Below are 25,234 nucleotides of genomic sequence, written 5' to 3'. Positions count from 1 at the left end.
GTTGACCTGGGGCTTTGGCTCCTCCAGCTGGACTCGAACCAGCAACCCTTCGATTAACAGTCGAATGCTCTGCCAATTGAGCTATGGAGGATCGCTCTGCCGGACCGCGGCCCGACGAGAGACAACTCTAGCGCATGCCTGCGAGTGGGTTCTCCGGGGTACCCCCTCCCCGAGTCGCGTCGGGGGCGCGGGGCTCGCGAGGATGGGATCAGTCGAGGACGGGAGGCTAGTGCCGTGATGGGTTTCCTGGTGGGCGCCGGGGTGGGGTACGTGCTCGGGGCGAAGGCGGGGCGGCAGCGGTACGACCAGATCATGCGGGTCTACCGGAAGGTGGCCGACCACCCGGCGGTACAGGGGGCGGCGGGGGTCGCCCGGGCGAAGGTCGGGGAGGCGCTGGGCAGCAAGGCCGACACCAAGGGGTGAGCCGGGGTCGGGCCGTCCGCCGGTGGTGGGCGGCCCGACCGCGGGTTGCTCCGGCGCGGGTGCGGCCCCGTGGCCAGCGGTGTGGCGGGACCGCGTGATCAGGGGGTTCGGGCGACGAAGAAGAGGCGACGGAACGGGTACCAGGTCGTGCCGTCCGGGCGCCGGGGGTAGGCCTGGGTGAGGCGGGGGGCGAGGTCGGCGCGGAAGGCGTTCCAGTCGGTGTCGTCGAGGGCGGCTCGGATGGGGCGCAGGGCGGTGCCGGTGATCCACTCCAGGACGGGGTCCTGGCCGGTCAGGCGTTGGGTGTAGGTGGTTTCCCAGGCGTCGACCTCGCAGCCTTCGGCGGCCAGGAGGGTGGCGTAGGACTCGGGGTCGAGGACGGCGTCCTCCTCGCGGAGGCGGACGGGGTCGAGGCGGGTGCGCCAGCGGGGGTCGGCGGCGACCTCGCGGGTGAGGGCGTGGGAGGCGGCGGCGAAGTTGCCGGGGACCTGGACGGCGATCCAGGCCTTCGGCGGCAGCTCGCGGGCCCAGCGGACCAGCAGGTCGGGGTGGCCGGGGACCCATTGCAGGACGGCGTTGGAGACCACGACGTCGGTCTCCGGGGTGGGGGTCCAGTCCTGGACGGCGCCGACGTGGACGTCGATGCCGCGGGCGCGGGCCTCGGCCACCATCTCCGGGGAGGAGTCGAGGGCGGTGAGGGTGGCTCCGGGCCAGCGCTGCGCCAGGGTCTCGGTGAGGTTGCCCGGGCCGCAGCCCAGGTCGACGACGGACCGGGGGGACTCGGCGGGGACGCGGGCGAGGAGTTCGTGGAAGGGCCTGCCGCGGTGGTCACCGAAGGTCAGGTACTTCGCCGGGTCCCACACGGTGCCCTCCCGAGTAACAGTACGTCCGTACTGTTGACTCTACTGGGCTTGTCCCCCGGCCGCCATGCGCTCGGCGACGTGGGCGGCGATGTCGCGGACCAGCGCCAGGTCGGTGCCGGGGTCGGGGCGGACCTGGAGCACCGTGCCGTCGCGGCCGGGCAGCTTGCGCTGGACGAACCAGGCGCCGCCGCCGGGCAATTCCTCGCGGTGGCGGGAGCGGATGGACGTGGTGACGCGGCGGTGCACGGCCTGGGGGAGCTTGCGGGGCTCGTCGACGTCGAAGCGGACCGGGGCGCGGTCGACGAGCACGACCGCCTCGCCCGCGGTGTCGACCTCGTCGGCCTCGACGACCTGGAGGTGGTCGCCCGCCCAGGTCGCCTTGGACACCAGGTGCCAGCCGATGCGCCGGGCCTGGCCCTCGTGCGGGACCCACAGGCCCAGCGAGGTCGCGACCAGGTGCCCGCCGCCGCGCACGGGCGCCCACGCGGCCACGTTCTCCGCGCGCTCCAACTGCCCGGCGAACCCCTTCGGGACCCCGCCGAACAGCCTGTCCAGGAAGCCGCTCACAGCATCCCCCCGGCCGCCTGCTCACCCAGGCTCTTGTACCACTCCTCCATCGCCACCAGGTCGCCCCACATCCCGCGCACCTCGTCGGCGTGCTCGATCGGGGACAGCCGCTGCAACCGGGACTTCAGGTCCGCGATCTCCCTGGCCACGCCCTCGCGGCGGAGCGCGGCGATGATCGCCCGGGCGTACCGGTCGGCGGCGGCCTCCCGGCTCGGCAGCGGCATCGGCTCCACGCTGAGCTCGGTGACGAGCCTGCGCACGACGTCGCCGCGGCACTGCTGCACCACCGCGTCGACGAACTCCACCCCGCCGAGGCCGCTGGAGGCCCCGCCCGCCTCCTGCACCGCCTGGTGCAGGGCGGCGTAGGCGGGGTGGGTGAACTGCTCGACCGCCAGCGAGTCGTAGTCCGGCCCGGCCAGGGCGGGTTCCTGGAGGGCCAGCTTCAGCACCTCGCGCTGGGTGTGCAGCTTCGGGTGGCGCGGGTCGGGCCTGCTCGGACCGGAGGTGTCGACCGCGAGCGCGCCCTGGTTGGCGTCGGGCTGCGGCGCGCCGGGGCGCTGCTGCTTGCGGCCCTGGCCCTGGCTGCCCGCGCTCTCGCGGACCCGGCGCACGACCATGGCCGTGTCGTCCCAGCCGACCCACCCGGCCAGCTGCCGGGCGTACTCGTCGCGCAGCGAGTGGTCCTTGATCTGCGCGGCCATCGGCACCGTGCGGTTGAGCGCGTCCACCCGGCCCTCGGCGGTGTCCAGGTCGACCTTGGCCAGCTCGGAGCGGATGGCGAAGGCGAACAGCGGCGTGCGCCTGGCCACCAGGTCGCGCACCGCCACCCCGCCCTTGGCCTGGCGCAGCTCGCACGGGTCCATGCCGTCGGGGGCCACGGCGATGAACGTCTGGGCGGCGAACTCCTGCTCGTCGTCGAAGGCCTTGCGGGCGGCCTTCTGCCCCGCCTCGTCGCCGTCGAAGGTGAAGATCACCTCGCCGCGGAAGGCGTCGTCGTCCATCAGCAGCCTGCGCAGCACCTTGATGTGGTCGCTGCCGAAGGCGGTGCCGCAGGAGGCGACCGCGGTGGGCACCTCCGACTCGTGCATGGCCATCACGTCGGTGTAGCCCTCGACCACGACGACCTGGTGGCGGCGGGCGATCTCCCGCTTGGCCAGGTCCAGGCCGAACAGCACCTGCGACTTCTTGTAGATCGGGCTCTCGCGGGTGTTGAGGTACTTGGCCGCGATGCCGTCGTCGTCGAAGATCCGCCGCGCGCCGAAGCCCACCACGTCGCCGCCGATGTCCCGGATCGGCCACAGCAGCCTGCGGTGGAAGGAGTCGATCGGGCCCTGCCTGCCCTCCTTGGCCAGCCCGCCCTTGATCAGCTCCTCGACCTCGAAGCCGCGGCCGAGCAGGTGCTTGGTGAGCCGGTCCCACCCCGCGGGGGCGAAGCCGCAGCCGAACCGGTTCGCCGCGGCCTCGTCGAAGCCGCGCTCGGCCAGGAACTCCCTGGCCTTGACCGCCTCCGGCGAGCGCAGCTGCTCGGCGTAGAACTCCTGGGCGGCGCGGTGGGCGTCCACCAGCCGCGTCCGGGTGCCCCGGTCGCGCTGCACGCTGGTGCCGCCGCCCTCGAAGGTCAGCTGCAGGCCCACCCGCTCGGCCAGCCGCTCGACGGCCTCGACGAACGACAGGTGGTCGATCTTCATCACGAACGCGATGACGTCGCCGCCCTCGCCGCAGCCGAAGCAGTGGAAGGTGCCGTGGGTGACCCGGACGTTGAACGAGGGGGTCTTCTCGTCGTGGAACGGGCACAGGCCCTTGAGCGCCCCGCCGCCCGCGCGCCGCAGCTGGACGTACTCACCGACGATCTCGTCGATCCGGCTCCGCTCGCGGACAACGGCGATGTCGCTTTCCCGGATGCGTCCTGCCACAACCGACGAGTTTAGGCGCGCCCGCCGGCACCCGGCGTTCAGGTCACCCGCTCACCCCCCGCCCGTCGTCGGACTCGCCCAGGGACGGGTCGGTCACCCTCGCCAGGAAGTACACCGCGCCCGTCTCCCGGTGCCGGACGAGGAACAGGAACGGCCGGTCGACCACGACCCGCACCTTCTTCGCGTCGAGGATGCTGGTGAGCCGCATCAGCACCGCGGTGGCGGCGGCGCCCTCGAAGCCGTCCTCGTCGACCCGGAGCACGGCCTCGTGCAGGATGTCCTCCACCGCGAGCGGGTCCGGGCTGATCCCCGACAGGTCCGCCTCGTCGCCGAACACCGTCTCCACCCCCAGCGAGTGCACCGCCGTGGACAGCTCGGCCTGCGTCCGCAGGGACAGCTTGGGCAGGGACAGGTCGACCTGGGCCTGCCTGGGCTCGGTGAGCAACTGGTCGAGCAGGTCCGGGGTGAGGCGGGCCTCGGCGTCGGCCAGGTCGTCGTCCGGCAGCAGCACCACCGCCTCGACACCGCCCTCGGCGGGGAGGTGCACCACCCGCCAGCCGCGGAGCGCCTTGTACTCCAGGTGCTCCGAGAGGTGCATCGTCGGGACGGTGACGTCACCGCCGGGGGCGTGGAAGGGCTGGTCGTCGGTGCCCCCGGTGAACGAGTGCTCCCAGGCGCACTTGAGGTAGAGGGCGTTGACCAGCGCCGACATGGTCTTGGCCGTGATGGCCCCCGGTGCGAGCAGCTCCGGGATGAGGCCGCGGGTGGTCTCCGCGACGTCGGCGTTGATGTCCTGCCTGGCCTTGTCCGGCTCGGCCTTGAACGGGGCACCGCGGACCCCGCCGCTGAGCCGGGCGGCGAAGTCCTCGTGGACCCCCACCGCAGCGTCGACCCAGAGCGTGTTGGCCACGGCGATGACCGGTGGGTCGTCGCCGGAGCCGCGCTCGGTCAGGTCGGACGCGGAGTCCAGGTCGGCCAGCAGCTGCTCGGGGTCGCCGAGGAGCCTGACCAGCTCGTCCCTGGTCGGGCCCGCGGCACCGGCGGTGACCAGGCCGAGGGCGCTGGCCACCGAGAACGGCGACCAGCAGACCTGCTCGGCCGGGTCGGGTGCCAGGGCCGCGTGCAGTGCGAGGGTGTAGTCGAGGTGTCCCACGTCACCGAGTGTGCCGGCTGGGCGGGACCCCGTCGGAAGTTGTCCACAACCCCCAGGTCAGGCCGGGTTGACGACCCGCGCCAGGAAGTAGGTGAGGCCTGCGGCGCGGTGGCGCACCAGGAACAGGAAAGGGCGGTCGACCACGACCTGCACGGGCTCCTCGACCCTGGGGGGACCGCCGCGCGTCATGATGGCGGCCGTCGCGGCGGCACCCTCCAAACCCTGCTCGTCGATCGTCAGCACGGCCTTGTGGAGGATGGTGTCGACCCGCAGCCGTTCCGCGCTGATCCCGCTCAGATCAGCCCCGATCTCATCGAACACCGACCGGATGCCCAACAGCTGCAACGCTTTCTCCGCCTCGTAGGAGGCATCCAGCGAGAACTTGGGCAGCCAGAGCGCGACCTGCCTGGCAGGCGCGGGGGACAGCAGGGTCCGCAGGAGGTCGCCGGTCAACTGCGGCTCCGCCTCGGCGAGCGGCGCGTCCGGCAGGAGCACCGTGGCCTCGACGAGGCCCTGCGCGGGGATGCTGACCGCTTGCCAGCCGTCCTGGGCGCGGTAGGACACCTTGTGCGACACCCGCATCGTCGGCACGTCGACAGCGCCGTGCGGGGTGTGGAACGGCATGTCCTGGGTGCCGGAGCGCTGGAACTCCTTGCGCCACCCGGTTTTCAGGTAGAGCGCGTTCACTAGGGCCGCGATCGTGTCCGAGGAGATGAGGCCCGGCGGGATGAGTTCGGGAATCAGGTCGCGCGTCGTTCCCGCGACGTCGGCGTTGATGGCGTCCCGGGCCTTCTCCGGCTCAGCGCGGAAAGGCGCATTGCGCACACCGCCGCTCAGCGCGGCCGCGAAACCCTGCTCCACGGGCGTTTGCGCGTCCACCCAAAGGGTGTTCGCGACGGCATAAGCCACCTTGTCGTCATCGTCTTGGGCGGGGCTTTCCGCGAGGGTCGCGGCGAGCGCTTCGACGTCTTCACCCAAGAGGTCGACGAGTTCATCCCGGGTTCGTCCGCGGGCCCCGAGCGTGAGCAGGTTCAGCGCGGCGGCCATCGAGTACGGCGACCAACAGGCCTGCTCGGACACGTCGGGCGCGAGCGCGCGGTGAACCGACAACGCGAAATCGAGGTGCCCCATGCCGCGCAGTCTGTCACCTCGTCCCGATTTGTCCACCCTGATCGGACACGAGCACCCGGTGCCACGTCACGGCTTGCGCGTCGGTCAACGACGCCACCTGGTCGATCACCACCCGCAGGCGCCCGGCGTCGTCCTCCGCCTCCAACCACGCGGGGCGGAAAGCGGATTCCAACCCGTTCGGCGCGCTGTCGACCAGAGCGGCCACCAACGACGTGAGCAACTGCCGCTGCCCGGCCTGCATCGCCAGCCGGTCGGGGTCGCTCATGACGTAGCGAACGGCCATCGCCTTCAGCAGCGCGACCTCCGCGGCCGCCTGCGCGGGGATGACCAGGTCCGCGCCGTGCCGGGTCAACGGCCCTTCGCCGTGCAACCGCCGGGTGTCACCGACGACCGCCGAGGCGAACCGGCCGACGAGTTCGCTGGTGAGCCGCTTGAGCGCGACCTGCGCCTCCACCGATCCGTCGTAGTCCCGCCGCACCAGCGCGGCGACCGGCGGCAGCGACTTCAGGACCTCGGCGGCCGCCTCCAGGTTCGACACCGGCTCACCGGAGAAGTGCTTGGCCGCGAGCCCGGCGATCACCGCGCGCTCGGTCGGGTCGGCGAGCGCGGCGAGGCTGATCCGGCCCGAGCGCACCCCGTCCTCCACGTCGTGCACCGAGTAGGCGACGTCGTCCGACCAGTCCATGAGCTGCGCCTCGACGCACCGCCGGTCCCCCGGCGCGCCCTCGCGCAGCCACTCGAACACGGCCATGTCGTCGTCGTACACGCCGAACTTGACCACGCCCGCGCGCCGCGCCCACGGGTACTTCGTCGCCGCGTCCAACGACGCCCGGGTCAGGTTGAGGCCGTGCCCGTCGACCTTGGGCTCCAACCGGGTGAGGATGCGCAGCGTCTGCGCGTTGCCCTCGAACCCGCCGCAGGCCTGGGCGGCGGCGTTGAGCGCCTGCTCGCCGTTGTGGCCGAAGGGCGGGTGGCCGATGTCGTGGGCGAGCCCGGCGGTGTCGACGACGTCCGGGTCGCACCCCAGCTCCTCCGCGATGCCCCGGCCGATCTGGGCGACCTCCAGCGAGTGCGTGAGCCGGGTGCGCGGGATGCCGTGCGCGTCCACGCCCTCGTGCGGGCCGACGACCTGGGTCTTGCCCGCGAGCCTGCGCAGCGCCGCCGAGTGCAGCACCCGCGCGCGGTCGCGGCTGAACGGCGACCGCCGGGGCTCCCCGGTGCCGGGCAGCCCGGACCCCTTGGCGGGCTCGCTGACGAGGCGTTCGGCGTCGTGGGCGCGGTAACCGGGTGTCACCCGGCGAGGGTACGTCGCCCCGCGGGCACCGGGCTCAGCCGACTTCCTGGTCGATGGCGATGCGGTCGGCGGAGGCCTTGGTGGCGCGGTAGTAGAGCAGGGCGGCCGTCTCGCGCAGGATGTAGCGGGCCTGGGTCTCGCGGGTCTGCACGATCGGCCCGGAGTGCGTCGGGGAGGTCCAGGCGTCCAGACCGGCGTCCTTGGCCATGGTGCGGGCGCGCAGCGAGTGCCACGGGTCGCTGACGATCACCGCGGTCTCCCAGCCGCGCTGGAGCACCACGCCCGCCACCGCGCGCAGCGTGCCGAGGGTGTCGTTGCCCTCGCTGACCTGGATGACCCGGTCCTCGGGCACCCCGTGGTCGACCAGCCAGCGCTTGCCCGCCTCGGCCTCGCTGAACCGGTCGCCCTCGCGCCTGCCGCCGCCGGTGACGACGTGGTCGGACACGCCCTCGTCGAACAGCTCCTTGGCCTGCCGCAGCCGCGCCTCCAGCACCTTCGACGGCTTGCCCGCGTACTGCGCGGCGCCGAGCACGACCACCACGTCGGCCCGGTCCCGGTCGTCGATCCTGGCGACCTGCCACACCCGGAACGCGGTGCCGCCCACGACCAGCATGCCCATCAACACGAAGCCGACGAGCAGCCTGCGCAGGAACCGGCGCACGGGGCGGGGGTGGGGCACGGGGGTCCTTCCACGCTGCCTGGGGAGGTGTGGTGGCGCGAACACGCTACGCGCAGGATAGGACGCGACCACCGACCGGGGGGTTGCCCGGGTCCGGGTTGTCCACAGCCCCGCGAGTTGTCCACAGCCTCGGGCGACTTCTGGTGGCTGCCGCACGGCTCCGGTTCTCTGGAGCCATGACGAACCGAACTGCATTCGACCTCGCGGAGGCCCCGGATGGCTCCCGCGCCCACCGCCTCCGGGCCGCCCTGCGCTGGGCGGGACCGCACGCGGTGGTGACCGGCCGCGAAGCCCTGTGGCTGCACGGCGTGGACCTGGCGCCGCAGGGCGCGATCCACCTGCTCGTGCCGCCCTCCGGCCGTGGACGCACCGACGGGTCCGTGTCGGTGGAGCGGACAGACCGGCTGCCGGACGCCCTGTGGTGCAACGGGTTCCCGACCGCGCCCGTGCCCCGTGCGGTGGTGGACGCCTGCCGCCGAACCCTGGTCGAGCGGGAGGTCCGGGAGGTGGTGTCGTCGGCGCCGGTGCAGGAGGTGCGGGCCGAGCTGGCGTTCGTGGGCGGCCGGGGCACGTCGGTGCTGCGGCGGGTGCTGTCCGAGGTGGACCGCGGGGTGCGGTCGCTCAGCGAGCGGGTGGTGACGGGGGTGGTGGAGGACGCGGGGCTGCCCCCGCCGAGGTGGTCGGTGCGGCTGTCGACGGTCGCGGACGTGCACCTCGGGGTGGTGGACGCGTGGTGGGACGAGGTGGGGTTGGCGTGGGACGTGGACCTGCGGCAGCCGTGGTCCCCGCGCGGGGAGGCGGCGATGGCGGCCCGGGGAGCGCGGCTGCGGGCGGTGGGGGTGGTGCCGGTGTGCACGTCGGCGCAGCGGTTGGCGGGCGATCGCGCGGGAGTGGTGGCGGAGCTGCGGGAGGGGTACCGGGTGGCGGCTTCGCTGCCACGGCCTGAGGTGGTGGTGCACCTGGGGTGATCGGCGGCGACGCGACTGAGAGCGGGACGCGGTGGGGGGCGACGGACCGGCTCGGCCCCTGAGGCGCTACGCGCCGCCTTGGTCGGCTTGGCCTGGGACGGCGGCGCGCCCGCCTGCGGGTGGTTGGTCCACGTGGGCGGCGCGCTTGCCTACGGGAAACAGGTAGCCCAGCCGAGCGGGGCACCTGTCGATGGGCGGCACCTGGCGCGGCTCAGGTCATCCGCGCCTGCCTTGGCAGCGGGCAGCAAGCGGCTCGGTGTGGGACCGCGACTCGCCTGCCTGCGGGCAGCAGATGGCCCGGACCGGTGAGCGGCGTGTGTGCGGGCGAGCAGTGGCTAGCGCGTCAGGGCGTTCACCTCGGGTGCCGGGGCTGGGGTGTCCGTGCCGGGGTGCCGGACGCCCGGGGGCGGACCGTGGGCGTTGCGCTGTGTGGTGGGTGGCGGCGGTGAGTGGTGGGGCGTGGCCAGATGGGTGGCAGGGGTGGGCTGATCGGGGGTTGGGAGGTTCGTTCAGGTGGTGGGGTGGCACGTCCCGGACGGGATCGGGGTTGTCCTGGGAACAGGAAGGCCTCCCCGCTCGGGGGCGGGGAGGCCTTCCGCTTGCCTCGGGCCTGCTCGGTGGGCCTGTCGGCTACCGGGCGCCTGTCGGCTTTCGCGTGCTCGGGTTGGCGGCGCTGGTCAGCAGCCGATGAGGCGGGCGGCGAGGTAGGACTCCAGCTGGTCCATGGCGATGCGCTCCTGGGCCATGGAGTCGCGCTCCCGGACGGTCACGGCGTGGTCGTTGAGGCTGTCGAAGTCGATGGTGACGCAGAAGGGGGTGCCGATCTCGTCCTGGCGGCGGTAGCGGCGGCCGATGTTGCTCGCGTCGTCGAAGTCGACGTTCCAGTGCTGGCGGAGGGTGGCGGCGATGTCGCGGGCCTTGGGCGACAGGTCGGCGTTGCGGGACAGGGGGAGGACGGCGACCTTGACGGGGGCCAGCCTGCGGTCGAGGCGCAGGACGGTGCGGGGCTCGGTGCCGCCCTTGGCATTGGGCACCTGCTCCTCGTCGTAGGCGTCGAGGAGGAAGGCCATCATGGGGCGGCCGACGCCCGCGGCCGGTTCGATGACGAACGGGCGGTAGCGGGCCTTGGTGGTCTGGTCGAAGTACGACAGGTCCACGCCGGAGTTGTTCGAGTGCGTGGTCAGGTCGAAGTCGGTGCGGTTGGCGATGCCCTCCAGCTCGCCCCACTCCTGGCCGCCGAAGCGGAAGCGGTACTCGATGTCGACCGTGCGCTTGGAGTAGTGCGACAGCTTCTCCTGCGGGTGCTCGTAGACCCGCAGGTTCTCCTTGGTGATGCCCAGGTCGGTGTACCAGCGCAGGCGCTCGTCGATCCAGTACTGGTGCCACTCGTCGTCGGTGCCGGGCTCGACGAAGAACTCCATCTCCATCTGCTCGAACTCGCGGGTCCGGAAGATGAAGTTGCCCGGGGTGATCTCGTTGCGGAACGACTTGCCGATCTGGCCGATGCCGAACGGCGGCTTGCGTCGCGCGGTCGTCTGCACGTTGAGGAAGTTGACGAAGATGCCCTGCGCGGTCTCCGGGCGCAGGTACTGCATGCCCTCCTCGGACTCCACCGGGCCCAGGTGGGTCTTGAGCATCATGTTGAACTCGCGCGGCTCGGTGTACTGGCCGCGGGTGCCGCAGTTGGGGCACGGCACGTCGGAGACGTCGCCCTCGGCGACCTCCTTGCCGGTCCGCGCCGCGTACTCCTCCGACAGCTGGTCCGCGCGGAAGCGCTTGTGGCACGAGGTGCACTCGACCAGCGGGTCGTGGAAGGCGTTCACGTGGCCGGAGGCCACCCACACCTGCTTGGGCAGGATGACCGAGGAGTCCAGGCCGACGACGTCGTCGCGGCCCTGCACCATCGTCTTCCACCAGGCGCGCTTGATGTTGTCCTTGAGCTCGACGCCGAGGGGGCCGTAGTCCCACGCCGAGCGCGTACCGCCGTAGATCTCCCCCGACGGGTAGACGAAGCCGCGGCGCTTGCAGAGGCTGACGACGGTGTCGATCCGGTCGGCTGGCACTGACCCTCCATGCGGGGGAAACAACGTACTCCTGTGAGGCACCCAGGGTAGTCGGCGCAGGCAGCGGCGGGTCAGCGGGTCAGCCGCGCGGCGGGGCCCCGGGAGCTCACAGGACGGAGACGGCCACCACCACGAGCAGCGCCAGGACCAGCACCCGGCCCGCGCGGTGGGCGGGCGGCAGCGCCCGCCACGTGCCGACCAGCAGCAGCGCCACACCCGCCGCGAGCACCAGCAGCAGCCCCGCGCCCACCGGTCCGCGGACCAGCACACCCGCGGCGAACACCGCGGCCACCACCAGGAACGCCAGCGCCGGGTGGACCCGCGACAGCGGGCCGCTGCCGGGCAGCAGGGGCGCGGACGTCGAGCGCCTGGGTCGCACGAGGCCTCCCGTTGCGTCGCTGGTCGAGGGCGGAACCCAGCCTAGGGCTTGTTCGACCAGCGGTGTCGGACCATCACGCCCCGCTCCCCCACCGGCGTGGGCGTGCTCAGGGCTCGACCACCCGCGGTGACCAGGACCCGGCTCGCGGGCGGGCGGCGGGGCGGCCTACGGTCACACCTCCGGACCGACGACCCCGTGGAAGGCCGCCGTGCTGCTCATCGCCCGGTTCACCACCTCCGACCCCGAGCCGTTCACCGCGCGCGCCGCGCGGGCGCTGGAGCTGCTGCTCGCCCAGCCCGGCTGCACCCGGGGACTGCTGGTGCGCTCCACCGAGGTGTCCGACTCGTGGGTGCTGACCGTCGAGTTCGACTCGGTGTCGGCCTACCGGCGGGCCATGTCGCCGTTCGACGTGCGCACCGAGGTGATCCCGCTGCTGGCCGAGGCCGACACCACCGAGCCCGCCGCCTACGAGGTGGTGGTGGAGGCCTCCGCCGAGGGGGTCCGCACGCACACCAGCCTGCTGGCCGCCGACGCCGCCACGGTGCGGCTCGGCGAGGCGTCCGGGCCCGCGACGGCCCGCTGAGGGTGCTGTGACCTGGCGCAACCCCGGGTTGTCCGCGCAACGGCCTAGGATGTTGACAACGGTAACCATCACACCGTTCAGCTGGCCGGAGAGGACGCACCCATCGTGAGCCCGGAAGCAGTGCCGCAGGAGCTGCCCGCTGCCGCCGAGCGGCACGGCGACCCCACGGCCCACGACTCCACCACCCATGACCACTCCCCCGACCGGCCCGCCCCGCGGCAGCTGCCGCGCAGGCCGGTGGACACCCTCAACGCGGCGGGCGACCTGCTGCGCGCGCTGGCCGCGCCCGTGCGCATCGCGATCGTGCTGGAGCTGCGCGCGGCCGACCTGTGCGTGCACGAGCTGGTGGACGCCCTGGGGGTGGCGCAGCCGCTGATCAGCCAGCACCTGCGGGTGCTCAAGGCCGCAGGCGTGGTGCGCGGCGAGCGGCACGGCCGCGAGGTCGTCTACCGGCTGGTGGACGAGCACCTGTCGCACATCGTGGTGGACGCGGTGGCGCACGTGGAGGAGGGGGAGCGCCGGTGACGACCGACGAGCGCACCTCGGCGTCGGTGCCGGGGCGCAGGTCGACCAGGCAGCGCACGGCGGTGGCCGCGCTGCTCGACCAGGTCGACGACTTCCGCTCGGCGCAGGAGCTGCACGAGGAGCTGCGCAAGCGCGGGGAGGGCATCGGGCTCACCACCGTGTACCGGACGTTGCAGTCGCTGGCCGAGGCGGGCGAGATCGACGTGCTGCGCACCGACACCGGCGAGGCCATCTACCGCCGCTGCTCCAGCCATCACCACCACCACCTCGTGTGCCGCAGCTGCGGCCACACCGTGGAGGTGGAGGGCCCTGCGGTGGAGCGCTGGGCGGAGAAGGTGGCGGCGGAGAACGGGTTCGCCCAGGTCAGCCACACCGTCGAGATCTTCGGCACCTGCTCGCGCTGCGGCGGCTGACCCGCTCCCCCGACACCTGACGCGGTCGGGCGGCGGGGTTACTCGTACGGGTTCTCCGGCTGGGGCACGGGCGTGGTGGTGCGGACCCGCAGGGTGGGGATGTAGTCGTTCTCCTTGGTGGCCGTGCCGGGGACGAGGGTGCCGGTGACGCGCAGCCAGGTGTCGTTGGCGATGCCGGTGACCCCGTCGAGCAGGACCCGGACGGGGAACGCGTCCGCGGCGCAGCAGGCGATGGACAGGCGGGCGAGGTAGGTGCCGCCCGCGTCGTCGACGGTGAAGCCGGTCAGCTCGACCGTGCGGGACTCCAGGGCCCGGGAGCGGTCGAAGGCGGCCCGGGAGGCGAAGTCGGCCATGGTGATCGGGAGGACGTCGCCGGGGGGCAGGTCGGGGTAGATGGCCGAGGCGCCGGACTCGGTGCCGGAGGTGCGGGTGACGGCGGCGCCGTTGTCGGCCCGCTTGACCGAGTCCGAGCCGAGGGCGGGCGGGGCGATGAGGAAGATCGCCAGGACCGGCAGGACCAGCAGCCACGCGCTGCGGGCGGGGTGCTGGTGGTCCCCGTGCTCGTGCTCGTCGCCGTGCTCGGCGGTGACGGCAGCGGCGTGGGGGTGGCGGGCGGCGAGGATGTCGCGGGTGATGGAAACGGCTGCCAGCAGCAGGATCACCGCGCCGCCGGCGATCAGCCAGGGGCGGTGGGAGGGCTTGACGTAGAGCAGGTAGGTGCTGGTCAGGGAGATCTTGAGCAGCGCGCCGCCGACCAGGACCAGCAGGACGTTCTGGGTTTCGCGCCTCACGGGGTGCCTCCGAGCAGCAGCAGGCCGGACACGACGGCGCAGGTGGTCGCGACGACGAAGGTGGCCGGGGCGAAGCGCAGGGCGAAGGCGCGGCCGAAGGTGCCCGCTTGCAGGGCGAAGAGCTTGACGTCGATGGCCGGGCCGACGACGAGGAACACCAGCTTGGCCAGCAGCGGCATGCCCGAGATGGAGGCGGCGACGAAGGCGTCCGCCTCGCTGCACAGGGCGAGCACGACGGCGAGGACCGCCATCACCAGCACGCCGACCACGACCTGCGCGCCCAGCGCGTCGACCCACGAGCGCGGGATCACCACGTTGAGCACGGCCGCGGCCAGGCCGCCGACCACCAGGAACCCGGCGGCGTCGACCAGGTCGGCGCGGGCGGTCTCGGCGAAGGTGCGCCAGCGGGCGCGGCCGGTGGGCTCGGGGGCGCGGGCCAGGGCGCGCTCGACGATCCAGCCCGCCTTGCCGAAGCGCGCCCAGAGCCAGCCCATGACCAGCGCCGTGGCCAGCGAGCCGACCAGGCGGGCCACCACCATGGCCGGGTTGCCGGGGAAGGCGACGCTCGTGGCGATGAGCACCACCGGGTTCACCGCGGGCGCGGCGAGCAGGAACGCCAGCGCCACCGAGGCGGGCACGCCCTGGCGCATCAGCCGCCGGGCCACCGGCACCGCGGCGCACTCGCAGGTCGGCAACGCCACCCCGGCCAAGCCCGCCACCGGGACGGCGACGGCCTCCCGCTTGGGCAGCAGCCGGTCGAGCACCCCGGCGGGGACGAAGGCGGCGATGGCGCCGCTGATCAGCACCCCCAGCACCAGGAACGGCAGGGCCTGAACGCAGACCGCCACGAAGATCGTCGCCCCGGTGCGCAGCGCGGGGGCGTCCAACCAGGACGCGATCCACGACTGGCCCACCATGGCCACCACGAGCACCGCGCACAGGACCTCCATGGAGGTCACCCGCCTGCGCCGCGCGGGGGGCGGGGTCGCGGTCTCGGGGGCTGCGGTGCTCATGGGCGGCCTTCCGGGAGGGGCGGGCGGGGTCATCGCACGAGCCGGTTCCATCACACGAGCACAGAGCGGCCGGGGCGCCCGGTGGGGACCAGGATCACCCGATCAGGTGTCCAGCAGGTCCGTGCGCAGCTGGCCCGCGGTGGACACCACCAGCATGAGCAGGGTGCCGAGGGCGGGCACCTCCAGCCCGTCGGCGGGGAAGGCGTAGCGCAGGGTGACGTCCATGCCGCGCGGGGAGTGCACCACGCCCAGCGTGCCGAACAGGCCCTGGCCCGCGCGCTCGGCGGCCGAGGACGCCAGGTGCGGGTCCTCGGGCAGGTCCCAGGCCACCACGCAGGTCAGGCTCAGCACGGTGAGGCCGTCGGCGAGCTGCATGGCCTGCACGGCGCAGGGCACCTCGCCGTGGCGGAAGGTCAGCGCGCCGTCGTCGTCGACGTGGACCTCGTGGAAGGCCTCCAGGGCCTCGCGGGCCTTGGTCAGCAGGGTGGCCGTGGTGGCGGCCTCGGTGGTCACGGTGACTCCCGGGTGGTGGTCGGCGGGGCGGTGGTCGACGAGTTGACGGTCAACGAGGTGGTGGTCAACGGGTGCCGTCGGCCAGCAGCTTGCGGGCGACGTCCTCGCTGTCGGCGGCCCCGCCGAAGCGGCGGTCGCGGCGGGCGTAGGTCTCCACGGCCCGCCACAGGTGGGTGCGGTCGAAGTCGGGCCAGAGCACGTCCTGGAACACCAGCTCGGCGTAGGCGGACTGCCAGAGCATGAAGTTGGACGTGCGCTGCTCGCCGGACGGGCGGATGAACAGGTCCACGTCGGGCATCTCGGGCTGGTAGAGGTACTTGGCGACGGTGCGCTCGTCGACCTTGTCCGGGTTGATCTTCCCGGCGGCGGCCAGCTTCGCGATCTCGCGGGCCGCGTCGCCCACCTCGGCCCGGCCGCCGTAGTTGATGCACATGGCCAGGTTGAGCACGTCGTTGTGCCGGGTGCGCTCCTCGGCCACCTCCAGCTCGGAGATGACGCTGCGCCACAGCCGCGGGCGGCGCCCGGCCCAGCGCACCCGCACGCCCATGTCGTCGAGCTCGTCGGTGCGGTTGCGGATGACGTCGCGGGAGAAGCCCATGATGAAGCGGACCTCCTCCGGGCTGCGCCGCCAGTTCTCGGTGGAGAAGGCGTAGAGCGACAGCCACCGCACGCCCACCTCGATGCAGCCCCGGGCGGCCTCGACCACCTGGGCCTCGCCGCGCTTGTGGCCCTCGATGCGGGTCATGCCGCGCTGGTTGGCCCACCGGCCGTTGCCGTCCATCACGATCGCGACGTGCTGGGGCACGAACTCCAGCGGGATCGCCGGGGCCGTGGCGCCCGAGGGGTGGGGGGCCGGGGGCTGCACCGGGCGCCCCTCGTCGTGCCTGCTGACCCGCCGCCGTCGCAGCACCGCCACAACCCTCCAAGCTCTCGCGCCATAGGAACGCCCTATTGGGGCGTGCCCACAGTACGAGCCTGCGGAGCGTGGTCGGCAGGCGGTTCCGGGTTCCCGGCGGGGTGCGGACGTGCGCACCCGGGCATGGGTCAGAGCTTGCGGCGCTCGACCAGCGGCAGCGAGCGCAGTTGGCGCTCCAGGTGCCACTGGAGCAGGGCGGCGACCAGCCCGCTGGCCTCGCGGCGGGCGGGCTCGTCGGTGCGCTCGGCCACCTCCCAGCTGCCGTCGGCGAGCGCGGCCATCAGCCGCAGCACCTCCAGCGGCGGGCTGGCCGACCCGGGCGGCTTGCACCCCGGGCACACCGACCCGCCCGCCTGCACGCTGAACGCCCGGTGCGGCCCGGGGGTGCCGCAGCGGGCGCACTCGGCCAGCGCGGGCGACCACCCGGCGAAGGCCAGGGCGCGCAGCAGGAACGCGTCGAGCACCAGCGACGGGTCGCGGGTGCCGTCGGCCAGCGCCCGCAGCGCGCCGGTGACCAGCAGGTAGAGCCGCAGGACGGGTTCGCCCTCCTCGGCCGACATCCGGTCCGCGGTCTCCAGCACCGCGCACGCGGCGGTGTAGCGCTGGTAGTCGCCGACGATGCCCGCGCCGAAGGCGTCCAGGGTCTGCACCTGGGTGATCACGTCGAGCGTGCGGCCGGTGTAGAACTGCACGTCGACGTGGGCGAACGGCTCGACGCGCGCGCCGAGCCGGGAGGTGGTGCGGCGCACGCCCTTGGCCACCGCGCGGACCTTGCCGTGCTGGCGGGTGACGAGGGTGATGATCCGGTCGGCCTCACCGAGCTTCTGCACGCGCAGCACCACGCCGGTGTCGCGGTAGAGGCTCACCCGACCAGTGTCCCACCGCGCGGGGGCGGGGTCGGCACCGGAGCGCGGACCCCGCCGGGCGCCGGGGTCAGTAGACCGAGACGGCGGCCGTGGCGGTGGCGAGCACGATGATGTAGATGATGGCGACCACGCAGCCGATGCCGCCCAGGATGTTGCCGATGATGCACAGGGTGCGCGTGGTGTTCGACGCGGCCTCGGCCATCTGGTAGTTGCCCTGGGCCTTGTAGTTGACGACCTCGTTGGACTTGATCAGCGCGATGATGCCGAAGATGCCGCCGAAGAAGATCGACAGGATCGCCCAGCCCTTGTGGTCGGGGATCTGGTTGATGTCCGCGCCGCCGTAGCCGTAGGGCTGCTGGCCGTAGGGCTGCTGCTGCCCGTACGGGTTGGGCTGGCCGTAGGGGGCGGGCTGACCGTACCCGGGCTGCGCGCCGTAGGGCTGCTGCTGGCCGTAGGGCTGCGGCGGCTGGCCGTACTGCTGCTGCGGCTGCTGCTGGCCGTAGGGCGCGGGCTGCTGCTGGCCGTACGGGTTCGGCTGCTGCGGCTGGCCGTAGGGATTGGTCAACGGAGGTTCCCCCCTGGGTGCGGTGTGGCGCCGGTGAGGGTATCCCCCACCACCGACGGTCCGGTGGACATCCCCCGGCATTCACCCAGGGTGACGACCCGTCAGACGTAGAGGCCCAGGGCGGGGATGTTGCGCACGACGGCCCAGGTCACCAGGACCGCGCCCGCCACCCACGGCGTCGGTCCCCAGTGGATCCAACTGCGCACGTGCCGCCCCCGCACCCGGCTGAGCGCCCACGCCGCGGTGCTCCAGGCGAACAGCACCAGGAAGACCAGCGACACCGCGTTGTAGTGCAGCGCGTCGCCGAAGCGGCCGTGCAGCAGGCTGTGCACCATCCGCACGCCGCCGCACCCCGGGCAGCACACCCCGGTCAGCGCCTTCGTCGGGCACGGCGGCAGCCAGCTGTCGCCGCTGAACGGGTCCGACAGCGCCACCGCGGCGCACCCCGCGGCGCCCGCGACCACCAGCGCGAGCGGCGCGGCCAGCGCGCGCCCGAGCGGCCGCTGCGGGACGTGCACCGCGGGGCGCAGGGACATCAGAAGCCCAGGCGGCGCAGCTGCTTGGGGTCGCGCTGCCAGTCCTTGGCGATCTTGACGTGCAGGTCCAGGTACACCCGGCTGCCCAGCAGGCGCTCGATCTGCTTGCGCGCCTCGGTGCCCACCCGCTTCAACCGCTCGCCCCGGTGGCCGAGCACGATGCCCTTCTGGCTGGAGCGCTCCACGTACAGCAGGGCGTGCACGTCGACCATGTCGTCGCGGCCCTCGCGGGGGGCCATCTCCTCGATGGTGACGGCGATGGAGTGCGGCAGCTCGTCGCGCACGCCCTCCAGCGCGGCCTCCCGGATCAGCTCCGCGACCAGGGTGGCCTCCGGCTCGTCGGTCAGCTCCCCGCCCGGGTAGAGCTGCGGGCCCTCGGGCAGCCGGGCGACCAGCAGGTCGGCCAGCGTGCTCACCTGGAACCCGTCGACCGCCGACACCGGCACCAGCTCGGCGAAGTCCATGACCTCCTGCAGCGCGAGCAGCTGGGCGGCCACCTGCTCCTGCGGCACCAGGTCGGTCTTGGTGACCACGCCCAGCACCGGGGTGCGCTGGGCGACCTTGGCCAGCTCGGCGGCGATGAACCGGTCGCCGGGGCCGACCTTCTGGTCGGCGGGCACGCACAGGCCGATGACGTCGACCTCCGACCAGGTCTCGCGGACCACGTCGTTGAGCCGCTGCCCGAGCAGGGTGCGCGGGCGGTGCAGGCCGGGGGTGTCGACGATGACCAGCTGCGCGTCGTCGCGGTGGACGATGCCGCGGATGGCGTGGCGGGTGGTCTGCGGCTTGTTCGAGGTGATGGCGACCTTGGTGCCCACCAGGGCGTTGGTCAGGGTGGACTTGCCCGCGTTCGGCCTGCCCACGAAGCAGGCGAACCCGGACCGGTGTGCGGTGGAGCTGGTCATCGCCTCATTCTGCCCCGTCGGTGGCGGCGCGCAGGCCGGGTGGGGTGATGCGGTGCAGCTCCAGGGTGTCGGGCACCGGCGACCCGGGCCCGCCCGCGGCCAGCCAGCGCTCCAGGTCCGCGATGGCGTCGTCGTGCAGCACCCACCCGAACCACACCGGCTTGTGCCCGCTGGCCTGCACGACCACGACGTTGGAGGTCTCGCAGGTGTCCAGGCACTGCGAGATGCGGACGGTGCCGCCCGCCTTGGCCGCCGCTTCCCGCAGCCTGCGCAGGTGGCTGAAGTGGTTGGTGGTGGGGTGCTTCTTGACGGTGCCGCAGCAGCAGTCCTGGCACACCGTGATCCGCACGCTCACAGGGTCTCGACGACCGCGCCGGAGGGGTCCGCGCGCAGCACCGGCACGCCCGCGGTGAGGTCGCGGGCGGCGGTGGCGTCCACGGTGCCCGCCTCGGTGACCACCGCGGCGGCCTCCAGGCCGTCGGCGCCGCTGGACACCGCGGCGGCCACGGCGGCCTGCAGGGCGGTGAGCTTGAGCGAGGGCAGCTCGACGGAGGTGGCGACGTAGGTGCGGCCGGTGGTGTCGCGCACCGCCGCGCCCTCGGCGGCCCCGGTGCGCGCCCGGCTCGACCGGGCCAGCGTGACGATCTTGGCGTCCTCGGGGTCCAGGGCCCCGCCGTCCGGCTCAGCCACGCTCGCCGCTCCTCTCCCACTCCTGGTCGTCGGCGCCCGCGCGGTCGTCGTCGCGGGTCCCGGCGGGTTCGGTCGGGCGCACCACCACCGAGGTGATGCGCACCCGGCCGCGGCCGTCCTTGCCGCCCTCGGCCCGGAACCGTAGCCCGGCGATCTCCGCCTCGGCCCCGGGGAGTGGCACACGTCCCAACCGCTGGGCGAGCAGGCCGCCCACGGTCTCCACGTCCGGGTCGGTCAGCTCCAGGCCGAACACCGCGCCCAGGTCCTCCACCGGCAGCCGGGAGCTGACCCGCACGGCGCCGTCGTCGAGGTGCTCGACCGGGGGGCGCTCGTCGGCGTCGGACTCGTCGGTGATCTCCCCGACGATCTCCTCCAGGATGTCCTCGATGGTCAGCAGCCCCGCGGTGCCGCCGTACTCGTCGACGGCGATGGCGATGTGGTACTTCGACACCTGCATCTCGCGCAGCAGGTCGTCCAGGCGCTTGGTGTCCGGGACGAACACCGCCGCGGTCATCACCTCCGACACCTGCCGGGTGCGGGTGTCGGCCGCCGCGCCGCCCGCCGAGGCGTCCAGCGCGGTGCGCACCAGGTCCTTGAGGTTGACCAGGCCCACGATGTCGTCGACGGACTCGCCGATGACCGGGATGCGGGTGTAGCCGGTGCGCAGCGACAGCGCCAGCGCCTGCCGGACGGACTTGCCGTGCTCGATCCACACCATCTCGGTGCGCGGCACCATGACCTCGCGGGCGATGGTGTCGCTCAGCTCGAACACCGAGTGGATCATCTCGCGCTCGCCCGCGTCGACCACCCCGCGCTCCTGGGCCAGGTCGACCAGCTCGCGCAGCTCCACCTCCGAGGAGAACGGGCCCTCGCGGAAGCCCTTGCCCGGGGTGATGGCGTTGCCGACCAGGATCAGCAGCCGCGACAGCGGGCCCAGCACGGTGCCCAGCACCCGCACCGGCCCGGCGGCGATGAGCCCGATGCCGTAGGGGTGCTGGCGGCCGATGGTGCGCGGGCCCACGCCGACGAGCACGTAGGACACCACGATCATCGCCACGCCCGCGACGAGCCCGGCCAACCAGCCCTGGTCGAGGGAGCGGAAGCACACCGCGGCCACCAGCACGGTCGCGATCAGCTCGCAGCCCAGCCGCAGCAGCAGGAGCAGGTTGATGTGCCGGGGCCGCTCGGAGACCACCGCGAGCAGCTGCCGGGCGCCGGAGCGGCCCGCGCGGACCAGCCCCTCCACCCGCGCCCGCGACACCGCGGACAGCGAGGCGTCGGCCGCGGCGAAGCACCCGGCGGCCAGCACCAGCAGGACGGCGACGACCAGCAGGCCGACGGAGTTCGTGGGCACCGGGCCCCCGCTCAGGTGCCCGCGGGCGGCTCGGCCTCACCGAGGCCCACCGCCCCGAGCAGCTTGTCGTCCTCGACCCGTTGCGCGGCCCGGCGCCGGGCGTCGGCGGCCGCGGAGCGGAAGTCGGCGAGGATGCGCTTCTGCAGGGTGAACATCTCCCGCTCCTCGGCGGGCTCGGCGTGGTCGTAGCCGAGCAGGTGCAGCACCCCGTGCACGGTGAGCAGGTGCAGCTCGTCGAGCAGCGAGTGCCCGGCGGTGCGCGCCTGGTCCTTGGCGAAGGCCGGGCAGAGCACGATGTCGCCGAGCAGCGCCGGGCCCAGGTCGGAGGCGTCCGGGCGGCGGGCGCTCTCCAGCTCGTCCATCGGGAACGCCATCACGTCGGTGGGCCCCGGCAGGTCCATCCACCGCTCGTGCAGGTCGGACATCACGTCCAGCTCCACCAGCAGCACCGACAGCTCGGCCAGGGCGCTGACGTTCATCCGGTCCAGGGCGAACCGGGCGGCCGCGACGATCGACGCCTCGTCGACCGCCACCCCCGACTCGTTGGCGATCTCAATGCTCACCGGGCCATTGTCCCCGCTACTGCGCGCTGTCCCGACCCCGGGGCGCCCGGCCGCCCGCGCGGACCGGTCCGCGCCGCGCCGGGGCCTCCTCGGTGCCGGTCCAGCGGTCGTAGGCGTCGACGATGTCGCCGACGAGGCTGTGGCGCACCACGTCGCTGCTGCTGAGCTGGGCGAAGTGCACGTCGTCGACGTCGGCGAGGATGTCGCGCACCACCCGCAGCCCCGAGCGCTGACCGCCGGGCAGGTCGACCTGGGTGATGTCGCCGGTCACCACGATCTTGGAGCCGAAGCCCAACCGGGTGAGGAACATCTTCATCTGCTCGGGCGTGGTGTTCTGCGCCTCGTCGAGGATGATGAACGCGTCGTTGAGCGTGCGGCCGCGCATGTAGGCCAGCGGGGCGACCTCGATCGTGCCCGCCTGCATCAGCCTCGGGATCGACTCCGGGTCGACCATGTCGTGCAGCGCGTCGTAGAGCGGGCGCAGGTACGGGTCGATCTTGTCGAACAGGGTGCCGGGCAGGAAGCCCAGCCGCTCCCCCGCCTCGACCGCGGGCCGGGTCAGGATGATGCGGCTGATCTGCTTGGCCTGGAGCGCCTGCACGGCCTTGGCCACGGCCAGGTAGGTCTTGCCGGTGCCCGCCGGGCCGATGCCGAAGACGATCGTGTTCTCGTCGATGGCGTCGACGTAGTGCTTCTGGTTGAGCGTCTTGGGCCGGATCGTGCGCCCCCGCCGGGACAGGATGTCGAAGCTGAGCACCTCGGCCGGGCTCTCCGCGGTGCCCGCCGAGAGCATGGCCACGGTCCGCTTCACCGTGTCCGGGCCCACCTGCTGCCCGCGCGCGGCGAGCGTGCCCAGCTCGGAGAAGACCCGCTCGGCGAACGCCACGTCGGCGGGCTCACCGCTGAGGGTCACCTCGTTGCCGCGCACGTGGACGTCGGCGTCGAGCAGGTCCTCCAGCAGCCGCAGGTTCTCGTCGCGCCGCCCCAGCAGCGCCAGCATCGCGCTGTCGGGGACGGGGAACCGGGACTGGGCGTCGGCCCCGGCGCCGTGCGCCGCGGCCGTGGGGCGCTGCTCGGGAGTTCCCGTCACGTGGTCTTCTTCCTGCTCTGGGGTGCGCCCGGCCGGGTCGCCCCGTCCCGCGGCTCTTCGCCACCGATGTTAATCCTGACCACCGACACTCCGCACCGGAGTAAGGCGCACCGGGACGAGGCGATCACCGCCCGAACCCGGCCAGCTGTTCGCCGCCGAGCACGTGCAGGTGGGCGTGGAACACCGTGCGGCACGCGTCGTCGCCGGTGTTGAAGACGAACCGGAAGCCCGACTCGTGGATGCCCTCGACCCGCGCCACCTGCGCCCCGGCCTTGAACACCGCCGCCAGCAGCTCGGGGTGGTCGGCGAGCGCCTCGGCGTCCTCGTGGTGCTCGCGCGGCACCACCAGGACGTGCGCCTTCGCCTGCGGGCCGATGTCGCGGAAGGCGTACACGGTCTCGTCCGAGTACACCTCGGTGGACGGCACGTCCCCGGCGATGATCTTGCAGAACAGGCAGTCGGCGCTCATGCGCAGGAGACTATCGGTCACGCCACCGGCGCGGCCCGCGCGGCGAGGCCGATGTCGGTCGCGGTTCGGCAGGAGTTCACCGCGCCGGTCGACCACCACCTGGGGCGGCTCAGCCCCAGCGGGACGTGCGCACGCCGAGGGCGCCCAGGGTCACCGCGGCGGCGGTGGAGGTGCGCAGCACGGACGGGCCCAGGCGCACCAGCACCCCGCCCGCGTCGGTCAGCGCGGCGATCTCCTCCGGGGTGATGCCCCCCTCCGGACCCACCACGAGCAGCACGTCCCCGGACGCGGGCAGCTCGACGTCGGCCAACCGGGTCGACAGGCCCGCCTCCAGCACCAGCGCCAGCGCGCTCGCCTCGGCCAACCGCACCAGGCCGCGCAGCGACACCGGGTCGGACACCTGCGGCACCCAGGGGCGGCGGGACTGCTTGGCCGCCTCGCGCGCCGTCCTGCGCCAGCGGTCGAGGGCCTTGGCGCCGCGCGGCCCGTCCTCCCACTTGGTGACGCAGCGGGCGGCCCGCCAGGGCACCACCGCGTCCACGCCCGCCTCGGTCGCCAGCTCCACCGCCAGCTCGCCCCGGTCACCCTTGGGCAGGGCCTGGGCCAGCACGACCCGCGGCGCGGGCGGGGGCTCGGACCAGCGCTCCTCGACGGCCAGCTCCAGCGAGTCCTTACCCGCCGCGGTCACCGCGCAGCGGGCCACCGACCCGGCCCCGTCGGAGACGAGCAGGGACTCCCCCACCCGCAGCCTGCGCACCGCGGCGGCGTGCCTGCCCTCGGGGCCGTCGAGGGTGAAGGCGGCCGCCGCGGGCAGGGCGTCGACCAGGAACAGCGCCAGGGTCACCGGCGGCCGCGGAACTTGCTGAACAGCCCGCCGCCGCGGCCGTTGGCCGAGGCCAGCGTGTGCTCCTCCTCGCCGCGCAGCTGGGCCAGCTCGCGCAGCAGCTCGGTCTGCCGGGGGTCGAGCCGGGTGGGCACCTCCACCTCGATGTGCACGTGCAGGTCGCCGCGGCCGTCGACGCGGCCGGTGGAGCGCAGCCTGGGCAGGCCGCGACCGGGCATGACCAGTTCGGTGTCGGACTGGGTGCCCGGGTCCAGCTCCAGGTCGACCGGGCCGTCGAGGGTCTCCAGCGGCAGCACCGCGCCCAGCGCCGCGGTGGTCATCGGGATGCGCACGGTGCAGTGCAGGTGCGCGCCGTCGCGCTCGAAGGTGCCGTGCGGCACCTCCTCGACCTCGACGTAGAGGTCGCCGGCCGGGCCGCCGCCGGGGCCGACCTCGCCCTGGCCGGACAGCCGCACGCGCATGCCGTCGGCCACCCCCGCCGGGATCTTGACGGTGATGCCGCGCCGCGCCCGCACCCGGCCCTCGCCCGCGCACTGGGTGCACGGCTCGGGGATGGTCTCGCCCAGCCCCCGGCAGGTGGGGCAGGGGCGGGCGGTGACGACCTGGCCCAGGAACGAGCGCTGCACCGACTGCACCTCGCCGCGGCCGCCGCAGGTGTCGCAGGTGACCGGCGAGGTCCCCGCCACGCAGCCCGAGCCCCGGCACAGGTCGCAGAGCACGGCGGTGTCGACGGTGATCTCCCGGCTGATGCCGGTGAAGCACTCCTCCAGGGTCATCTGGATGCGCAGCAGCGCGTCCGAGCCCGGCTGCACCCGGCTGCGCGGGCCGCGCCCGCCGCCACCGCCGCCCGCCGCCCCGAAGAAGGCGTCCATGATGTCGCCGAGGCCGAAGCCCTGCCCGCCGAACGGGTCGCGCCCGGCACCGGCGGTCGGCCCGCCCATGGGGTCGCCGCCCAGGTCGACGACCTTGCGCTTCTGCGGGTCGGAGAGGACCTCGTAGGCCGTGGTCACCTCGCGGAAGCGCGCCTGGGCCGCCTCGTCCGGGTTGACGTCCGGGTGCAGCTCGCGCGCGAGCTTGCGGTAGGCGCGCTTGATCTCCGCGGCGTCCGCGTCCTGCCGGACGCCCAGCGTGCCGTAGTAGTCCCTCGCCACCGTGTCCAGTCCTC

Annotated in this window: 30 protein-coding genes and 1 tRNA gene; 5 read left to right on the top strand and 26 right to left on the bottom strand. The window is 73.5% G+C overall.

Features of this window, described 5'->3' with window-relative positions:
• Positions 1-15 precede the first annotated feature (15 nt).
• Positions 16-91 (bottom strand) — tRNA-Asn (locus tag BJP25_RS01205).
• A gap of 146 nt (positions 92-237) precedes the next feature.
• Here BJP25_RS01205 and BJP25_RS01200 point away from each other — a divergent pair.
• Positions 238-423 carry a hypothetical protein gene (locus BJP25_RS01200; RefSeq protein ID WP_075972863.1) on the top strand — a complete coding sequence of 62 codons (186 nt, stop codon included), beginning with the start codon at positions 238-240 and terminating at the stop codon, positions 421-423.
• 98 nt (positions 424-521) lie between these two features.
• Here BJP25_RS01200 and BJP25_RS01195 read toward each other — a convergent pair whose 3' ends face one another.
• From BJP25_RS01195 to BJP25_RS01165, 7 genes are read right to left on the bottom strand one after another with little or no spacing between them, the layout of a single operon-like run.
• Positions 522-1,286 carry a trans-aconitate 2-methyltransferase gene (locus BJP25_RS01195; protein WP_075972862.1) on the bottom strand — a complete coding sequence of 255 codons (765 nt, stop codon included), beginning with the start codon at positions 1,284-1,286 and terminating at the stop codon, positions 522-524.
• A gap of 39 nt (positions 1,287-1,325) precedes the next feature.
• Positions 1,326-1,853 (bottom strand): hypothetical protein, encoded by a 528-nt coding sequence (locus BJP25_RS01190; protein WP_143218814.1) that lies wholly within the window; start codon positions 1,851-1,853, stop codon positions 1,326-1,328.
• Positions 1,850-3,766 (bottom strand): DNA primase, encoded by a 1,917-nt coding sequence (gene dnaG / locus BJP25_RS01185; RefSeq protein ID WP_075972861.1) that lies wholly within the window; start codon positions 3,764-3,766, stop codon positions 1,850-1,852. The genes BJP25_RS01190 and dnaG overlap by 4 nt, the downstream gene beginning before the upstream one ends.
• A gap of 43 nt (positions 3,767-3,809) precedes the next feature.
• Positions 3,810-4,919 (bottom strand): serpin family protein, encoded by a 1,110-nt coding sequence (locus tag BJP25_RS01180; RefSeq protein ID WP_075972860.1) that lies wholly within the window; start codon positions 4,917-4,919, stop codon positions 3,810-3,812.
• Between the two features lie 57 nt (positions 4,920-4,976).
• Positions 4,977-6,050 carry a serpin family protein gene (locus BJP25_RS01175; RefSeq protein ID WP_075972859.1) on the bottom strand — a complete coding sequence of 358 codons (1,074 nt, stop codon included), beginning with the start codon at positions 6,048-6,050 and terminating at the stop codon, positions 4,977-4,979.
• Positions 6,051-6,063: 13 nt separating this feature from the next.
• Entirely contained in the window at positions 6,064-7,344 is a 1,281-nt protein-coding gene (locus BJP25_RS01170; protein ID WP_075972858.1) for a deoxyguanosinetriphosphate triphosphohydrolase, read from the bottom strand.
• Positions 7,345-7,378: 34 nt separating this feature from the next.
• Complete coding sequence (locus BJP25_RS01165) at positions 7,379-7,963, bottom strand: YdcF family protein (RefSeq protein ID WP_075972946.1); 585 nt, start codon at positions 7,961-7,963, stop codon at positions 7,379-7,381.
• 236 nt (positions 7,964-8,199) lie between these two features.
• Between BJP25_RS01165 and BJP25_RS01160 the strand changes: the two genes are divergently transcribed.
• On the top strand, positions 8,200-8,991 hold the full coding sequence (locus BJP25_RS01160) for a hypothetical protein (RefSeq protein WP_143218813.1): 792 nt from the start codon (positions 8,200-8,202) through the stop codon (positions 8,989-8,991).
• A 677-nt stretch (positions 8,992-9,668) separates the two neighbouring features.
• On the opposite strand, the gene BJP25_RS01155 is transcribed toward BJP25_RS01160, so the two are convergent.
• Together BJP25_RS01155 and BJP25_RS01150 are read right to left on the bottom strand one after the other, a co-directional pair.
• Positions 9,669-11,054 carry a glycine--tRNA ligase gene (locus BJP25_RS01155; protein ID WP_075972856.1) on the bottom strand — a complete coding sequence of 462 codons (1,386 nt, stop codon included), beginning with the start codon at positions 11,052-11,054 and terminating at the stop codon, positions 9,669-9,671.
• 106 nt (positions 11,055-11,160) lie between these two features.
• Positions 11,161-11,433, bottom strand: coding sequence for a DUF6703 family protein (locus BJP25_RS01150; protein WP_084793578.1), 273 nt, complete (start codon positions 11,431-11,433; stop codon positions 11,161-11,163).
• Positions 11,434-11,641: 208 nt separating this feature from the next.
• On the opposite strand from BJP25_RS01150, the gene BJP25_RS01145 reads away from it, so the two are divergent.
• From BJP25_RS01145 to BJP25_RS01135, 3 genes are all read left to right on the top strand, one after another.
• Positions 11,642-12,016: an antibiotic biosynthesis monooxygenase gene (locus tag BJP25_RS01145; RefSeq protein ID WP_075972855.1), complete on the top strand. Its 375-nt coding sequence runs from the start codon at positions 11,642-11,644 to the stop codon at positions 12,014-12,016.
• A gap of 222 nt (positions 12,017-12,238) precedes the next feature.
• Positions 12,239-12,541 carry an ArsR/SmtB family transcription factor gene (locus BJP25_RS01140; protein ID WP_233157865.1) on the top strand — a complete coding sequence of 101 codons (303 nt, stop codon included), beginning with the start codon at positions 12,239-12,241 and terminating at the stop codon, positions 12,539-12,541.
• Positions 12,538-12,954 carry a Fur family transcriptional regulator gene (locus tag BJP25_RS01135; protein ID WP_075972854.1) on the top strand — a complete coding sequence of 139 codons (417 nt, stop codon included), beginning with the start codon at positions 12,538-12,540 and terminating at the stop codon, positions 12,952-12,954. Before BJP25_RS01140 ends, BJP25_RS01135 begins: the two co-directional genes overlap by 4 nt.
• 38 nt (positions 12,955-12,992) lie before the next feature.
• On the opposite strand, the gene BJP25_RS01130 is transcribed toward BJP25_RS01135, so the two are convergent.
• The 16 genes from BJP25_RS01130 to dnaJ all read right to left on the bottom strand — a co-directional run bounded on the left by BJP25_RS01130 (position 12,993) and on the right by dnaJ (position 25,220).
• Positions 12,993-13,745, bottom strand: a complete 753-nt coding sequence (locus BJP25_RS01130; protein WP_075972853.1) for a TIGR03943 family putative permease subunit — start codon at positions 13,743-13,745, stop codon at positions 12,993-12,995.
• A complete protein-coding gene (locus tag BJP25_RS01125; protein ID WP_075972852.1) occupies positions 13,742-14,758 on the bottom strand; it encodes a permease in 1,017 nt (338 codons plus the stop codon). Before BJP25_RS01125 ends, BJP25_RS01130 begins: the two co-directional genes overlap by 4 nt.
• 102 nt (positions 14,759-14,860) lie before the next feature.
• Positions 14,861-15,271, bottom strand: coding sequence for a hypothetical protein (locus BJP25_RS01120; protein WP_075972851.1), 411 nt, complete (start codon positions 15,269-15,271; stop codon positions 14,861-14,863).
• A 64-nt stretch (positions 15,272-15,335) separates the two neighbouring features.
• The gene (locus BJP25_RS01115; protein ID WP_075972943.1) at positions 15,336-16,181 is read right to left on the bottom strand and encodes an isoprenyl transferase; all 846 of its coding nucleotides are present in this window, start codon (positions 16,179-16,181) and stop codon (positions 15,336-15,338) included.
• A gap of 134 nt (positions 16,182-16,315) precedes the next feature.
• Complete coding sequence (recO, locus tag BJP25_RS01110; protein WP_075972850.1) at positions 16,316-17,053, bottom strand: DNA repair protein RecO; 738 nt, start codon at positions 17,051-17,053, stop codon at positions 16,316-16,318.
• Between the two features lie 67 nt (positions 17,054-17,120).
• A complete protein-coding gene (locus BJP25_RS01105; protein WP_075972849.1) occupies positions 17,121-17,618 on the bottom strand; it encodes a CD225/dispanin family protein in 498 nt (165 codons plus the stop codon).
• 101 nt (positions 17,619-17,719) lie between these two features.
• Positions 17,720-18,154: a DUF2752 domain-containing protein gene (locus BJP25_RS01100; protein WP_075972848.1), complete on the bottom strand. Its 435-nt coding sequence runs from the start codon at positions 18,152-18,154 to the stop codon at positions 17,720-17,722.
• Positions 18,154-19,059: a GTPase Era gene (gene era / locus BJP25_RS01095; RefSeq protein ID WP_075972847.1), complete on the bottom strand. Its 906-nt coding sequence runs from the start codon at positions 19,057-19,059 to the stop codon at positions 18,154-18,156. Before era ends, BJP25_RS01100 begins: the two co-directional genes overlap by 1 nt.
• Positions 19,060-19,063: 4 nt before the next feature.
• Positions 19,064-19,408, bottom strand: a complete 345-nt coding sequence (locus tag BJP25_RS01090; RefSeq protein ID WP_233157856.1) for a (2Fe-2S) ferredoxin domain-containing protein — start codon at positions 19,406-19,408, stop codon at positions 19,064-19,066.
• Positions 19,409-19,410: 2 nt separating this feature from the next.
• Positions 19,411-19,749: a cytidine deaminase gene (locus BJP25_RS01085; protein ID WP_233157855.1), complete on the bottom strand. Its 339-nt coding sequence runs from the start codon at positions 19,747-19,749 to the stop codon at positions 19,411-19,413.
• Positions 19,742-21,103, bottom strand: a complete 1,362-nt coding sequence (locus BJP25_RS01080; protein WP_075972845.1) for a hemolysin family protein — start codon at positions 21,101-21,103, stop codon at positions 19,742-19,744. Before BJP25_RS01080 ends, BJP25_RS01085 begins: the two co-directional genes overlap by 8 nt.
• A gap of 11 nt (positions 21,104-21,114) precedes the next feature.
• Positions 21,115-21,666 (bottom strand): rRNA maturation RNase YbeY, encoded by a 552-nt coding sequence (gene ybeY / locus BJP25_RS01075; RefSeq protein WP_075972844.1) that lies wholly within the window; start codon positions 21,664-21,666, stop codon positions 21,115-21,117.
• A 16-nt stretch (positions 21,667-21,682) separates the two neighbouring features.
• The gene (locus BJP25_RS01070; protein WP_075972843.1) at positions 21,683-22,756 is read right to left on the bottom strand and encodes a PhoH family protein; all 1,074 of its coding nucleotides are present in this window, start codon (positions 22,754-22,756) and stop codon (positions 21,683-21,685) included.
• Positions 22,757-22,880: 124 nt separating this feature from the next.
• Entirely contained in the window at positions 22,881-23,225 is a 345-nt protein-coding gene (locus tag BJP25_RS01065; protein WP_075972842.1) for a histidine triad nucleotide-binding protein, read from the bottom strand.
• A 109-nt stretch (positions 23,226-23,334) separates the two neighbouring features.
• A complete protein-coding gene (locus BJP25_RS01060; protein ID WP_075972841.1) occupies positions 23,335-24,069 on the bottom strand; it encodes a 16S rRNA (uracil(1498)-N(3))-methyltransferase in 735 nt (244 codons plus the stop codon).
• Complete coding sequence (gene dnaJ / locus BJP25_RS01055; protein WP_075972840.1) at positions 24,066-25,220, bottom strand: molecular chaperone DnaJ; 1,155 nt, start codon at positions 25,218-25,220, stop codon at positions 24,066-24,068. The genes BJP25_RS01060 and dnaJ overlap by 4 nt, the downstream gene beginning before the upstream one ends.
• Positions 25,221-25,234 lie beyond the last annotated feature (14 nt).

The organism is Actinokineospora bangkokensis, from assembly GCF_001940455.1.
Taxonomy (GTDB): Bacteria; Actinomycetota; Actinomycetes; order Mycobacteriales; family Pseudonocardiaceae; genus Actinokineospora; species Actinokineospora bangkokensis.
Note: the sequence above shows the minus strand (reverse complement) of the source record. Positions and strands in the feature narration are given on the sequence as shown.